Genomic DNA, 15,017 nt, shown 5'->3' with positions numbered 1-15,017 from the left:
GAACGTGCTTATTGTTGTTTGAGAGGTGTTATATGAAATTAAAAAGTATATTGTTGGGATTGGCTGTAGCGCTAGCTTTTACCATGCCTATTTATGCGGCGCAGTATACTGTTCCTGAAGGGCAACCACCTGTGCCAGGGGCTGATGCAAGTATTCCAGATAATGCGTATCAGAACTATCGTTATGGTGATATTCGTAAAGCGCCTGATTTTGAAATACAAGAGGTACTTAAGCTCAGATATAAAGAGATAGATGAGCTTGTTCGTAATCGTAAGATAAGTCTAGAAGATGCAGAAGCACTTAAGAAAGTAAATGTTAAGTATATGGATTTGACTTCTCATGATTCTACGGTCATACTACTACATGAAGATGGCTTTAATGCTAAGATGACGGCACCTATTAGAGCTGTAACTGGGATATTTACTCCTTTAAAGTCTGATGGTATTACGTCTTTTGCTGTAGACCGTTATGCACTTGCATCGCTTTCAGGTACTATAGTAACAACTGAGGACAACTATAATGAAAATAGCGAATTGCGTAAAGGTATGTTTATTTATCCTGGTTTTAAATCGGCCTATTGGAGCATAAGTGATGAATCAGTAAGAAATGATAGTCCTATGATGCTAGCTTATGTTACATTTGATAGTGATTCTAATCGACATTATATTGTTGGATTAAGTAAATTTCACCAACCAAATGTAAAGGAACTAGAAACAGAAATGGCTAATGTCGTGATTCCTTCTATCCAGCCGTTAGATGAATTAGCACGTATTAGTGATTTTGTTAAATGGGATAATATTACGTATCGCTTGCCTAAAGGGATGATGTTGAAAGCGGAAGAAAAGGTTGATTCTGAGTATAGTAGGCGAGTATATTATGGTCAAGGGTTAGAGTTAGTTATTGATAGAGGTTCTATTGTACATGATGATAGTGCAATGAGTGGATACTTTAATCGTATTTTTGCGGATTACCTCTATGGTTCTTCATCACCTTTATTACGAGATATACCAATTCAATCGGCCATAGTCTGGAATAACGGTGTACCCACATATCTTATGGATCAACATAATCCAGGTAAACAATCACGTATATTCCAATTAATACAAGACGATCAGTATGAATATGATATGTATCTTACCTATGAGGATGGAAAGGCAAAGTATAATCATATTGAACTACGCAATATAATGGAATATTTAGATTTTAAAAATGCTAAAGAGTTAAGAAGAAAAGCAGAAATAAAGACAAAGAAATAAGCAAAAGAAATACATAAAGACCATACCTTTTGGTACGGTCTTTGCTACATTTATCTATATATCCCTATTATTCGTTCCTTATTGTATCGTATATTAGTTCGCTCTATAATAGGTTTAGGATAGTTAGACGAGGTTGGGTCTCTCTTCGTCATCGAAGGGAGGGATAAGCCTATGAGTGATTATGAAATAATCATGCTCTTATTACAGGTAATAACGGTTGTTATTGCCTTTGGGGCATTAATAGCGCTTATTTGTCTCACAAAAGACAAATAGCCCTCCGTTGCCTAGTGTAACTAGATAACTGAAAGGCCATTTCCTAATCTTTTTTCAATTTCGAGATGTGCCTGACGTTACGACTCGTCTGACTATCTTCTTATATTATAGTAAGGTTATTATATATCGTCAAATTATGATGAACACGTGTATGGCATACAGTTTGATGATGGTATTGTAAAATGAGAAAACTCCTATTGGCTTTCACCGATAGGAGTTTTAATTTTATAATTGTAATTGTAATTTTATAGCACTTTTAAGTCTATTATTAAGTTACAGCTTATAATAAATTGATTATATTTCTTTTACATCATCAGGTATAGCCGGAGGAGCCGGTGGTTTACCCATGGCTCTTTCAATGCATACGACAGCCACAAAGACGATGAGGCTGACGATGGAACCGAAGATGATGGACATAATGCCATATGGGTTGCCAACAAATTCCCAGTACACGCCTGCGATGGAGCCGAGCACGATGGACCAAATGCCAGCGCCAGCTGTTGCATTTTTCCACGTGAGGCCTAGTAGGAATGCTGCGAATGGGCCAGCGGATCTCATTGTGAAAGCAAATACGAGCATCGGAATGATGGCTTTGCTTACGAGGGAGATGATAATGGCGATGATACCGAGGAATAGCACGCATAGACGGCTATATCTAGTGAGTTGAGCATCAGTGAGGCTTTTACCAAAATGATGTTCCACAATATCCTTGGTAAATACTGTTGCGGCACCTAAGAGGTCGCCTGCGCCTGATGAAAGTGTGGCCGATACGACCGCGGCCATAACGAAGCCTGCCATTACTGGAGGCATGAGGTTAAGTGCTACCGTTGCCACCGCATTGTTCGCCTCGATGTTCGGAAACTCAGCTAATGCTACAAGGCCTAATACGGCAGGAACAAAGGCGAATAGAGCCATAATAATCCCGCAAATGATAGAACCGAGAACGGCCGTTCTTTCATTTTTCGCTGCGAAGTACCGTTGAACTGACTCTTGCCCAGTGGAGAAGGTCATGAAGTACATGATGATGAGACCGATGATGGTTTTCCAACCCACCTTTGTGAAGCCAAGCTGTTCAGGTGGTAATTTAGCTACAACTGATTCCCAGCCACCTACATTGTGCAACACAAACGGCACCGCGAGGGAGAAGCCCCCAACGAGAACGAAGAAGTGGATAACGTCCGTCATCGTTACGCTCCACATGCCGCCGGACATGGTGTAAATTACGAGTACCGCACCGCAGATGAGGATGGCGAGCTCTGTTGAAAGCCCGGTGAGAACGCTAATAATGGTTGCCGTTGCTGTAATCTGTACGCCTGCTAGTGTAATCGTTGCCAGCATGGACAGAATAGAAGTAATGAGATGGCTAGACGCGCCGAAGCGACGGCCGATGATCTCCGGTACAGTTGTTGCCATGGCACGCCGTAAGAGCGGTGCGATGAAAGCAACGAGAATAACACCAATCCCTGCAGATACGACGTACCAACCTGCAGATAAGCCCCAAGAACCATACGCTTTCGCTGCTACACCTACGGTGCTCCCACCACCGATTTCTGTAGCTGCTAATGTGCCTGCCGTCATAAGAACCCCAATACGACGACCTGCGAGTAGATAGTCAGTACTATCTTTTACACGAATATGACAATACACGCCGACTAATAAATTCAGTAATAAATAGGCGCAAACAATAACCCAAATAATAGTCAGAGAATCCATATGACACCTCCAAAAATTTACACGATCTAGAGATTCATACTAAATCACCCTTACTACTTGCGGTGCATATATCAAGTATAGTTTAATTATCCATAAAAACTGGGGAAAATACAAAGAGGAGTTTCTTGGAACGTTGGAGAATGTATATATATTAGGAACTAAAATATAAAATTATTAATCATAGGCACAGCCTTGTTTGCATAGTATACTTATGTTAATAAGACTGTGCTTATTTTATTGAGAGACAAGATTCATTTTTTGAGAGAGGTTTTTATGATTCAACGTATTTTGATGCTAGCTCTTGTGTTGCTGGCTTTCACCATGCCTACAGAGGCAATTACTTATCAGGAATTGAAAACGTCGCCACAGTTTAAGCTTGTTTATTCTCAGTCGATGAATGGGCCCATAGAGAGTGGTGGCTTGTATATCTATTTAAACACTTATTCGATTGAGGCCCTACGCTATGCACCGCCACAGTATTCCTTGCGCGGGACTTACTATATTGTGATGGATACGTCTTATCAATCTATCATCAATGAGAGACAGCTCACCGTGGATTATGATACTAACTATTCGTTAGCGACACTTATTCATTCGTCTCGTATCATGAATCCGAGCCCGTCTATGCTGGCTTTGATTGAGGCTAGTGAAAGTAAGTCTGGTTTAGCTATGACAGGGGTAGATGTAGCGAGATATACATTTGATGGGGCGACAAAGCCAATGCATTATGTAAACGATACGCGTAAGGTCCCACTTAACCGTAATAATACTATTATATATGATATAGCGGATGCTATGTTTGTATCTGTATATCAGCAGCATTTTGATGATATTGTGGCCCAATGAGGTGGATGATGAAACGCATATATTTACTTTCACTATGGTTACTAAGCTGCCTCGTGTTGCCAATGCAAATCCAAGCCGTATCACAAGCTGACTTATTAAACGCAGAACGATTTGAACACATCGATTCGAGTGCTGACTCTGGAAGAGGAGATGGAAAATATTTGGATCTTTCATCTGTTAAGTCTGTAACGGCGCCGAATGGCCATCGTCGTATTGAAGCCGTCATTTATGTTTCCATTCCTGCTGCGAATATGATTCAAGGACTTTCAGTACAATACGATTACCAAATGGATCGTTCTTTGCGCCATTTGATTAATGATCATGATAGAAGTTTAAAACAAGGTGATAAGACCCCATATATCTCTATTTGGCGTGCAAAGCAAGGAAGTTCAGGAATTACAGGGACCGTTAATGATGGCGGTACCTATTACAATAATGGACAAATTCGCCAACAACGTATATATGCAGAAAATCTAAAAGCTATGATTCTACCTGCTGAATTTGGTGATGAAAAATATAAATTGCCTAATTTGATCTATAAAAAGATCTTTGGACTATCTTATGATGATGAGTTGTAATATTTATGTATGGCACTAGAGTGGTTAAAACAGTGAATAAACATAGATTAAAGATAAAACTTGTTTTTGGACTCCTAATAAAGCTTGTGCTTTTACTTATTTGGGGAATCTCTATTTGGGCTTTCTATACATTGCTCTATGATCGATATGTATTAGAAGCATATCCATTAAGGGATTATTTGCCAGTATTGATATTTACCTTCGGGAATATTTGGGTTTTACCGTGGCTTATTTTGTGGCATGAGAAACTATATCCAGCGTTTGATAAACCAAAAATTTATTATAGAGTGAAAGCTTGGTACTTTTCTTTGAAAGACCAATCTTTAGTGGGGACATTTATCTTTTATAGTATAGATTTTGTTATAAAGCTAGGGATATTAATGTATGGCACTATTATTGTTTTAGCTATTGTTATTTTTGTGTTTCTTACCTAGCTCCGATTCTGATTATTATTGGACTGATATTTCATTAGCTTTTGAAAGCTCCTAAATACGCATATTAGATTTCTGATATATTTTTAACTTATTTACATAATGTAAAAGCCAAGCTATTCATAGTTAGGAATAACTTGGCTTTTATTAGTTTATTCGTATATTTATATAATATAATGCTTATTGTATCGCATATTAGTTCGTTCTATAATAGACTTAGGATAGTTAGGCGAGGTTGGGCCTCTCTTCGTTTTTGAAGGGAGGGTTGCTTATGAGTGGTTATAAAATCATTATGATTATCCTTGGGATTTTATCAGTCATGATATCCTTTGGAGCACTTGTGGCGCTTATTTGTCTAGAAATAGCAAAATAGCCCTTCGTTTCTTCGGAAATTAGATAAAACGAAAAGGCCATTTCTACATGTTATTTGTTTGTGAGATGAGCCTGACGTCACTACTCGTCTGACTATCTACTTATATTATAGGGATAAAGGGATATATCGTCAAATGGAGATAAACCTTATATATACCAATTATAGATATATCATACATATACTAAATTATAAAATTATTAATAATAGGCACAGCCTTGTTTACATAGTATACTTATGCTAATAAGGTTGTGCTTATTTATGTTGTAATGTGAGAGAAAAAAGAGAGGGTTTTATGTTACGTAAAAGTTTGATTATCATGGCTGTACTAGCTGCTTTCACCATGAATGTAAGCGCTGTACAGATAGAAGTGCCAGCAGGACAGCCACCTATACCAGGGGCAGATGCGAATATCCCTGCCAATGCCTATGAAAACTATCGGGCCGGTAGCTTGAGCAATGTAGGAGCTAGTGATGTTATAAAATTACATTCTGAATCTAAAAAACGCATGGACATGTATGTAACTGACTGGGGACTAACACGAGATGAAGTCAATCAGATAGCAAGCGATTCGGAGAAGTTGATGGACTTACTTGTTAATGAGTCTGCAGTTGTGTTGTTGCATGATGAGCGTAATAACATTCGGGCATCTGTTCCTGGACTACTATTAGCAAGTAAGTATTACCCAAAACGCAGTGATGGTGAACGTTTATCTATTGTAAGAGAGAATTCCATATTTTTTGCGATTGGTACAAAACAGAATTATGATGATGCATTAGGCAAATTAAAATCAGAGCGAAAAGGGGAGTTTACATATCCGGGTATCACACATGGTAAATGGGCTATTGAAACTGAGTCTTTCGGTGAGAATACGCCTGCTATGGTTGTTGTAGTTGGTTTATTTAATCAACCGAATCAAGAATATATGGTAGGTCTTAGCTACAAAAATCAGCCTGTTACCGGCAAGCTCGAGCACGTTATGAGTAATTATGTAATTCCGTCGATTCGATCGTTAGATGACATGGATCATTATAGTGAAAGTATTCAATGGGATAATTTCACATATCGTATTCCTAAAGGGCTCAAACTAATAGCACAGAAATCGTTAAAGGACTCTGCCGAAATGAGAGACTATCGTGGATCAGGTATCCGACTTATTGTAGCTAAGAAACCTGTAAAAGTAGATGATAAATATATCTATTCATTTATTGACGAGATTTCGGAAATAAAGCCAGAAAGTCAAATCATAGGTGATGCACCTATTCAATCAGCATCTGTTTGGAATAATGGCGTTCCTAGTCTTTTAGTAGATAACTATCAACCAGGAAAAACGTCTTTAATGCATCGATTCTTACGTGATGACAAGAATGTATATATAATGAGCTTAGTTTATATTGATGGGGCTACGCCATATTCTCATATTCAGCTGCGTAATACGGTAGAATATTCTGATTTTGCAAATGTTGAGACACTGCGGAATAAAGTAATCCGTATGCAAAGTAAAGATAAAATGTAATTCAGTTGTTTATAAGATCGTTCAGGAGAGAGAACATGAAAAGAAAATACATGATTACGGGGCTTGTTATCGGCCTGCAATTGGTAAGTGGTTATAGTTATGTGACAGATGCAAGTTGGTTGAGCAAAACGTGGGATCGCCTTGAAACAAATGCAGCGAAACAGTCTTACGATTGGCCGAAAGCTGAGCAGTATACTCATTATGCGGGAGGACAACTTGTAGGTGATAACTTACCAGACGAGGATATGATGGTTCTTGGTGTTTCATTAGGTAATACCTTTGATAGTGTGAAAGCAAGTTTGGGGCAGCCTACTAAAGAAACTAGTAGAGGACTCACCTATGGTGGTGTTACCTTTGGGAGTTTTAAAATGGATGGTGTAGAGTCAGTTGTTACCTATATGATGATCGAGAATCGTGATGCCACAACACATAGAGGCATTGCCGTAGGCGACTCCATGCGAAAAGTGCTTAATGTATACGGTAGACCTGATTTAGTAGACTCTAATAATCGATGGTTTTATGGGAAATATCGCTATCGTACGGATATGATGCATGGCATACAATTTGAACAAAAAGGCGATAAAGTAAGTAAAATTATGATTTATAGATAATTATATTAGAATAAAAGAGACGAAAAAGCCGAGCTACGTTAAATTTTGAGTAGCTCGGCTTTACTTATAAACATAACTATTTATTAACTTTTATGTACTCGATTATGAGTATAATTATAAGATTTATGAAAAACATATGAATTAATTTATTGTTTTATGCTAAAATGAAGTTAATTATACGGTGTTTGGCGACTTATAGATTATATATCACGTTTAAATAGTAAATTTTGGCAATAAAAAACTCAATTCCGAAGAATTGAGAGTAGGTGCCCTACGTCGGGCAGCCCGAAGGCATTGTAAATTAATTTGTATTTGAACTCGTAATGTAATTCTGTAAACCTCCAAAACTAGTTGGATTAATTATAGTATAGTTAAGCATTTGATGAATGTCAATTATTAATTTCCAAAGGAGAGGACTTATGGAAACGCAAGCATCGAACCAACTTATTTCAAGTCATTTGAAAGGATATCCAATTAAAGATTATTTTGTGGGGTTAGATATTGGTACAAGCTCAGTGGGCTGGGCAGTAACCAATAAGGCCTATGAGTTGCTGAAATTTCGATCTCATAAAATGTGGGGAAGTCGTTTGTTTGATGAGGGAGAATCCGCTGTAGCACGTCGTGGATTCCGGTCCATGCGTCGTCGTTTGGAACGTCGTAAATTACGCTTAAAACTATTAGAAGAATTGTTTGCTGATGCTATGGCACAGGTGGATCCTACATTCTTTATGCGCCTTCGTGAAAGTAAGTACCACTATGAGGATAAAACGACCGGTCAAAGCTCAAAACATATTTTGTTTATCGATAAAAACTATACTGATCAAGATTATTTTAAAGAGTATCCTACTATTTATCATTTGCGTGCAAAATTGATGAAATCTGGTACTGATGATATTCGCAAACTATTTTTAGCAGTACATCATATTTTAAAATACCGTGGTAATTTCCTTTATGAAGGGGCTTCATTTGATTCAAATGCTTCAACGCTTGATGATGTGCTTAAACAAGCCTTAGAAAATATTACGTTCAATTGTTTTGATTCTAGTGCTGCAATTGGTTCTATCGGTCAAATCCTTATGGAGCCAGGTAAAACAAAATCTGATAAAGCAAAGGTTATAGAACGTCTTGTTGATACATATATAATTACTGATGAAGTGAATACTTCTGGTAAGACTCAAAAAGAACAGGTCAAGGAGGATAAAAAAAGACTTAAATCATTTGCTAATTTGGTGTTAGGTTTATCTGCGAGCCTTACTGACTTATTCGGCTCTGTAGAGGATTTAGATGAAGATCTTAAAAAGTTACAAATTGTAGGGGATACATATGATGAGAAACGTGATGACCTAGCTAAAGCTTGGGGAGATGAGATTCATATTATTGATGATTGTAAATCTGTATATGATGCTATTATCCTCATGTCTATTAAAGAACCTGGTCTTACTATTTCTGAATCTAAGGTAAAAGCTTTTAACAAGCATAAAGATGATTTAGCTATATTGAAATCTTTACTAAAGTCTGATAGAAGCATTTACAATGCGATGTTCAAAGTTGATGAAAAAGGTTTGCATAACTATGTGCACTATATTAAACAAGGTCGTACAGAGGAAACGAGTTGTAACCGTGAAGATTTTTATAAGTACACTAAAAAGGTAGTAGAGGGATTACCAGATTCTAAGGATAAAGAGTATATTCTTAGTGAAATTGAATTACAAACCTTATTGCCACTACAACGGATTAAAGATAATGGCGTAATTCCGTATCAATTACATTTAGAAGAACTTAAAGTAATTCTTGCTAAATGTGGTCCTAAATTCCCATTTTTAAATGAAGTGGCGGATGGTTTTTCTGTAGCAGAGAAACTTATTAAAATGCTTGAGTTTCGCATTCCGTATTACGTAGGGCCTTTAAACACTTCTCATAATGTAGATAATGGTGGTTTTGCTTGGGCGGTTCGGAAAGCATCTGGACGAGTAACTCCGTGGAATTTTGATGATAAAATTGATCGGGAAAAATCAGCAGCTGCTTTTATTAAAAACCTTACGAATAAATGTACTTATTTGTTAGGTGAAGATGTGCTGCCTAAATCATCTCTTTTATATAGTGAGTTCATGTTGCTTAACGAGCTAAATAATGTGCGTATTGATGGTAAGCCATTAGAGAAAGCAGTAAAAGAACATCTTATTGAGGCCGTATTTAAGCAAGACCATAAGAAGATGACTAAAAATCGTATAGAGCAATTCTTAAAGGATAATAATTATATCCCTGAGAAGCATAAACCTGAGATTACAGGTCTTGATGGAGAAATTAAAAATGATTTAGCCTCTTATCGTGATATGGTTCGTATTCTTGGTAATAATTTTGATTTGTCTATGGCCGAAGAGATTATTACGGATATTACTATCTTTGGTGAAAGTAAAAAAATGTTACGTGAAACGTTACGTAAAAAATTCGCTTCGTGCCTTGATGATGAAGCTATCAAAAAATTGTCAAAATTAAGATATCGAGATTGGGGACGTCTTTCTAAGAAATTACTAAATGGTATCGATGGCTGTGATAAGGCTGGAGACGGTACTTCTGTAACCATTATTGAAGCAATGCGTGATTTTAGCTATAACTTGATGGAACTATTAGGCGATAGATTTTCATTTATGGAACGTATTCAAGAGATAAATGATAAATTAACAGAAGGTCAAATCGTGAACCCTCATGATATTATCGATGATTTAGCGCTTTCACCTGCTGTTAAACGTGCGGTATGGCAAGCATTGCGCATCGTTGATGAAATTGTACATATTAAAAAAATTTTACCGGCTCGTATCTTTGTAGAAGTAACACGGTCAAATAAAGCGGAGAAAAAGAAAAAAGATTCTCGCCAAAAACGATTATCAGATTTATATGCAGCAATAAAAAAAGATGATGCATTATTAAGTGGACTTACGAACGAAGAGTTTGGAGGGCTAAAATCAGGACTAGCTAAATATGATGATGCGGCTTTAAGAAGTAAAAAGCTTTATTTATACTACACTCAAATGGGACGCTGTGCTTATACTGGTGAAGTTATAGATTTAAGTCAGTTAAATACAGATAACTATGATATTGATCATATTTATCCTCGTAGCCTTACCAAGGATGATAGTTTTGATAACTTAGTGTTATGTAAACGAACTGCAAATGCTCAGAAATCAGATACATATCCAATTAGTAAAGAAATTCAAAAGGCACAAAAGGCATTCTGGATATTCTTAAAGCAACAAGGTCTTATTAGTGAACGGAAATATGAGCGCCTTACTCGCATTACACCGCTTACAGCTGATGATTTAAGTGGTTTTATTGCTCGTCAATTAGTTGAAACTAATCAATCAGTTAAGGCAGCGACAACATTACTCCGTCGTCTTTACCCAGGTGTTGATGTAGTTTTTGTAAAGGCTGAAAATGTAACAGACTTCCGTCATGATAATGACTTTATCAAAGTTCGCTCATTGAATCATCACCATCATGCTAAAGATGCTTATTTAAATATTGTTGTTGGTAATGTATATCATGAAAGATTTACTCGTAACTTCCGTGCATTCTTTAAAAAGAATGGAGCTAATCGTACATATAACTTAGCGAAGATGTTCAATTATGATGTAAATTGCACAAATGCTAAAGATGGAAAAGCTTGGGATGTAAAAACAAGCATGGACACTGTTAAGAAAATGATGGCTAGCAATGATGTTCGAGTTACGAAGCGATTATTAGAACAATCTGGTGCATTAGCTGATGCGACTGTATATAAAGCTGCTGTTGCAGAAAAAGCTAAAGATGGCGCCTATATTGGGATGAAAACAAAATCTAGTGTATTTGCGGATGTATCTAAATATGGTGGTATGACAAAAATTAAGAATGCCTACTCTATCATTGTTCAATATGCCGGCAAAAAGGGAGAAGTTGTTAAAGAAATTGTGCCACTACCAATTTATTTAACGAATCGAAATACAACAGATCAAGATTTAATTGATTATGTAGCATCTATCATTCCACAAGCGAAAGATATTTCTATTATTTATAGAAAGCTATGTATTAATCAACTTGTTAAGGTTAATGGATTCTATTATTATTTGGGTGGGAAAACTAATAGTAAATTCTGTATTGATAATGCGATTCAAGTCATTGTTTCAAATGAATGGATTCCATACCTCAAAGTGCTTGAGAAGTTTAATAATATGAGAAAAGATAATAAGGATTTGAAGGCAAATGTTGTATCAACAAGAGCTCTTGATAATAAGCATACGATAGAGGTTAGAATCGTAGAAGAGAAAAATATAGAGTTCTTTGATTACTTGGTAAGTAAACTTAAAATGCCTATATATCAAAAGATGAAAGGGAATAAAGCAGCTGAATTATCAGAAAAGGGATATGGTTTATTTAAAAAAATGTCTTTAGAAGAACAGAGTATTCATTTGATAGAGCTTTTAAACTTATTAACAAATCAAAAAACTACTTTTGAAGTTAAGCCTTTAGGAATAACAGCATCTAGATCAACTGTGGGGAGTAAAATAAGTAATCAAGATGAATTTAAAGTTATCAATGAATCCATTACAGGATTATATTCTAATGAAGTAACTATAGTTTAAAACGAATGTGTTAGTATTAGGGGTTATTATGAGTTGGCGTACGGTAGTCATAAGTAGTCGTTCTAAGTTAGATTTTAAAATGAATTACATGATTATTCGCAAAGACTTTGAGACGACTAAGGTATATATTGATGAAATATATATGCTGATTGTTGAATCTACGGCGGTGAGTCTCACCGCCGTACTACTAAACGAGTTGATTAAGAAAAAAGTGGCTATTGTGTTTTGTGATGAGAAACGGAATCCAGCCAGTGAGCTTCTTCCGTTACATGGTAGTCACAATAGTAGTAAACGATGTTTTGAACAGGCTGAATGGTCTAAAGAGTTGAAAGCTTCTATATGGACAGAAATTGTACGACGTAAGATTATGAATCAAGCAGAGCTATTACAGTATCAGGAGTTAGTTGAAGCAGATTTACTATACCAATATCTTGATGAGTTGACTCTAAATGATGAAACTCAACGTGAGGGGCATGCTGCAAAAGTATATTTTAATGCTTTGTTTGGAAAATCATTTTCTCGCGAACAGGATAATGCTATTAATGCAGCACTGAATTATGGATATGCGATATTGCTTTCTGCGGTAAATCGAGAGATTTTATCGTTAGGTTATATTACTCAGCTAGGTCTTAATCATTGTAATCAATTTAATCCGTATAATTTAGGTTCTGATTTGATGGAACCGTTGAGAGGCTTTGTTGATGCGGTTGTTATCAAGTCGATACCTACAGAATTCAATCGAGATGTTAAATTGTCACTTATAGAATTACTATCTGAAGATGTAAAAATTAATGATACTATTCAGACATTTAGTGCTGCTATTCGCATTTACTGTAAAAGTGTATTTGATGCATTGCGGAATCAAGATGCTTCAGAGATTAGGTTTATAGAATATGAGCTATAGATTTATGAGAATACTAGTGATGTTTGATCTACCGACGTCGACTTCGGAAGATAGAAAAGAATATAGGAATTTTAGAAAGTATTTAATTGTATCAGGATTCCTCATGTTACAAGAATCTGTGTACTCAAAATTAGTTCTTAATACAACTAGTGCCAACATTATAATGGACCATGTACGTAAAAATAAGCCACCTAGTGGTAGCTTGTTTATGTTAACTGTTACAGAAAAACAGTTTTCAAGAATGGAGATTGTAGTAGGAGATAAGCAAAGTGAGGTTATAGACTCAACGGAGAGGGTGCTCGTGATATGAAATTAATGTATCAAGATTCTATATTGGACTTTGAGATATTTCATGATAAGGTAACCGTTATATCTTTTGAAGATTGTAAAGCTTTTCGACATATGGTTACAGAGCTCGATATACAGTGTGATGGTGGTGAAGGGCCTTGGATCTTAAACGATAATAATAAAGCTTTTAGTATAGATAAGTATAGCCATATGATACTTAATCCATTATATGTAGATGTAAATAGTAAAACTTTATTAACTAAATTACAAAACCAACTATCTAAAGACGCTTTATTGATGACTGAAGAGGTAGCGGATATTGTAAATCGACTTCATGCCTTTTACTATTCTTTAGAATTTGGATATCCTTTATCAATCCAACATAAACTTGAAATTGGTACTGCTGAACTTATTAAGTTAGGTAGCTTTAACTTTGAGTTTAATCGTACAGGGGATATTATGGATTTCATGTCCTACATAGAAGTGGTTGATACATTATTATCTCCCATGGTATATATTATGGTAAATCTAGATTTAGTTTTAAATGATGATGAGATTAATGCATTTTATCACAACATGTTGAGTAGACAATTACGATTAGTTTGTTTAACGACAGGATCTTTTGTTAAAGAAAATCTTGATAAAAGTCTTATTAATGGGTATATTTTAGATAATGATTTTTGTGTTATTTAAGGAGTATACAGAATTACACCTGGTGGTAGCCCGAGTTACTCTTGAGCCTCAAATTTAATTTGGGGTTTGAGAGTAGTGTAATTCTGTAAACCTCTAAAACTTACCACTACGTGTAACAACTAGTCCATTAGTTTGAGAGTAGTGTAATTCTGTAAACCTCTAAAACCAAGTCTTTAAGTTTATAGTAGCAAATTTAGTTTGAGAGTAGTGTAATTCTGTAAACCTCTAAAACTTAGTAACTATCACTATTACCGCTGATTTAGTTTGAGAGTAGTGTAATTCTGTAAACCTCTAAAACTTTTCCATGATAGAACGGAATTCGTCGCCTGTTTGAGAGTAGTGTAATTCTGTAAACCTCTAAAACGGATTTTCTAACTTAAAAACGAGCTTAATTGTTTGAGAGTAGTGTAATTCTGTAAACCTCTAAAACAACAACCCTACTTTATATTATCGTGAACACGTTTGAGAGTAGTGTAATTCTGTAAACCTCTAAAACGATAACTTCACATTCCGAATATAATTCACCGTTTGAGAGTAGTGTAATTCTGTAAACCTCTAAAACTCTCTACACTTTCTAAACGTCTGGCAGGAGGTTTGAGAGTAGTGTAATTCTGTAAACCTCTAAAACATTGCTCTTTGTTAAATCAGCGATACTGTTGTTTGAGAGTAGTGTAATTCTGTAAACCTCTAAAACCCACTTCGTCGTGGATATGGGCTACAATTTGTTTGAGAGTAGTGTAATTCTGTAAACCTCTAAAACAACAGGTTCTTTTGCAATCCCATATACGCAGTTTGAGAGTAGTGTAATTCTGTAAACCTCTAAAACAGCTTCTGCACCGAATTTGACAATACCTCCGTTTGAGAGTAGTGTAATTCTGTAAACCTCTAAAACGCTGTATATCATTCATATTGTTATTTCCCC

General features: G+C 36.0%; 11 protein-coding genes and 1 CRISPR repeat array (1 of these 12 only partly in view). Of the genes, 10 read left to right on the top strand and 1 reads right to left on the bottom strand.

Translation table 11 applies throughout. The features are described from left to right. Positions 1–32 precede the first annotated feature (32 nt). Positions 33–1,256, top strand: a complete 1,224-nt coding sequence (locus KHY58_RS03960; RefSeq protein ID WP_278472127.1) for a hypothetical protein — start codon at positions 33–35, stop codon at positions 1,254–1,256. Positions 1,257–1,823: 567 nt separating this feature from the next. Here the strand turns inward: KHY58_RS03960 and KHY58_RS03955 are convergent. Next, complete coding sequence (locus KHY58_RS03955) at positions 1,824–3,242, bottom strand: sodium:solute symporter family protein (RefSeq protein ID WP_278472124.1); 1,419 nt, start codon at positions 3,240–3,242, stop codon at positions 1,824–1,826. 273 nt (positions 3,243–3,515) lie between these two features. Between KHY58_RS03955 and KHY58_RS03950 the strand changes: the two genes are divergently transcribed. The 9 genes from KHY58_RS03950 (at position 3,516) to csn2 (ending at position 14,095) form a co-directional block, all read left to right on the top strand. Further along, positions 3,516–4,088 (top strand): hypothetical protein, encoded by a 573-nt coding sequence (locus KHY58_RS03950; RefSeq protein ID WP_004694476.1) that lies wholly within the window; start codon positions 3,516–3,518, stop codon positions 4,086–4,088. Positions 4,089–4,096: 8 nt separating this feature from the next. Beyond that, on the top strand, positions 4,097–4,666 hold the full coding sequence (locus tag KHY58_RS03945) for a hypothetical protein (protein WP_278472121.1): 570 nt from the start codon (positions 4,097–4,099) through the stop codon (positions 4,664–4,666). Positions 4,667–4,671: 5 nt separating this feature from the next. Beyond that, positions 4,672–5,100, top strand: a complete 429-nt coding sequence (locus KHY58_RS03940) for a hypothetical protein (RefSeq protein ID WP_004698126.1) — start codon at positions 4,672–4,674, stop codon at positions 5,098–5,100. A gap of 662 nt (positions 5,101–5,762) precedes the next feature. Then, positions 5,763–6,983, top strand: coding sequence for a hypothetical protein (locus KHY58_RS03935; RefSeq protein ID WP_195394940.1), 1,221 nt, complete (start codon positions 5,763–5,765; stop codon positions 6,981–6,983). A 35-nt stretch (positions 6,984–7,018) separates the two neighbouring features. Continuing rightward, positions 7,019–7,594: a TonB-dependent receptor gene (locus KHY58_RS03930; RefSeq protein ID WP_278472118.1), complete on the top strand. Its 576-nt coding sequence runs from the start codon at positions 7,019–7,021 to the stop codon at positions 7,592–7,594. Between the two features lie 419 nt (positions 7,595–8,013). Continuing rightward, positions 8,014–12,210: a type II CRISPR RNA-guided endonuclease Cas9 gene (gene cas9 / locus KHY58_RS03925; protein WP_278472115.1), complete on the top strand. Its 4,197-nt coding sequence runs from the start codon at positions 8,014–8,016 to the stop codon at positions 12,208–12,210. Positions 12,211–12,238: 28 nt separating this feature from the next. After that, positions 12,239–13,114: a type II CRISPR-associated endonuclease Cas1 gene (gene cas1, locus KHY58_RS03920; RefSeq protein WP_042977425.1), complete on the top strand. Its 876-nt coding sequence runs from the start codon at positions 12,239–12,241 to the stop codon at positions 13,112–13,114. After that, positions 13,104–13,424: a CRISPR-associated endonuclease Cas2 gene (gene cas2, locus KHY58_RS03915; RefSeq protein ID WP_324249867.1), complete on the top strand. Its 321-nt coding sequence runs from the start codon at positions 13,104–13,106 to the stop codon at positions 13,422–13,424. Before cas1 ends, cas2 begins: the two co-directional genes overlap by 11 nt. Next, on the top strand, positions 13,421–14,095 hold the full coding sequence (gene csn2, locus KHY58_RS03910; RefSeq protein ID WP_024061234.1) for a type II-A CRISPR-associated protein Csn2: 675 nt from the start codon (positions 13,421–13,423) through the stop codon (positions 14,093–14,095). The genes cas2 and csn2 overlap by 4 nt, the downstream gene beginning before the upstream one ends. Positions 14,096–14,159: 64 nt before the next feature. Further along, a CRISPR array of direct repeats spans positions 14,160–15,017; the repeat unit is 36 nt; unit sequence GTTTGAGAGTAGTGTAATTCTGTAAACCTCTAAAAC (it continues 432 nt past the right edge of the window).

This window comes from Veillonella parvula, assembly GCF_018366295.1.
In the GTDB taxonomy this organism is placed as follows: domain Bacteria; phylum Bacillota; class Negativicutes; order Veillonellales; family Veillonellaceae; genus Veillonella; species Veillonella parvula_P.
The sequence above is the reverse complement of the archived record's forward strand: the minus strand, read 5'-3'. Positions and strand labels throughout refer to the sequence as shown.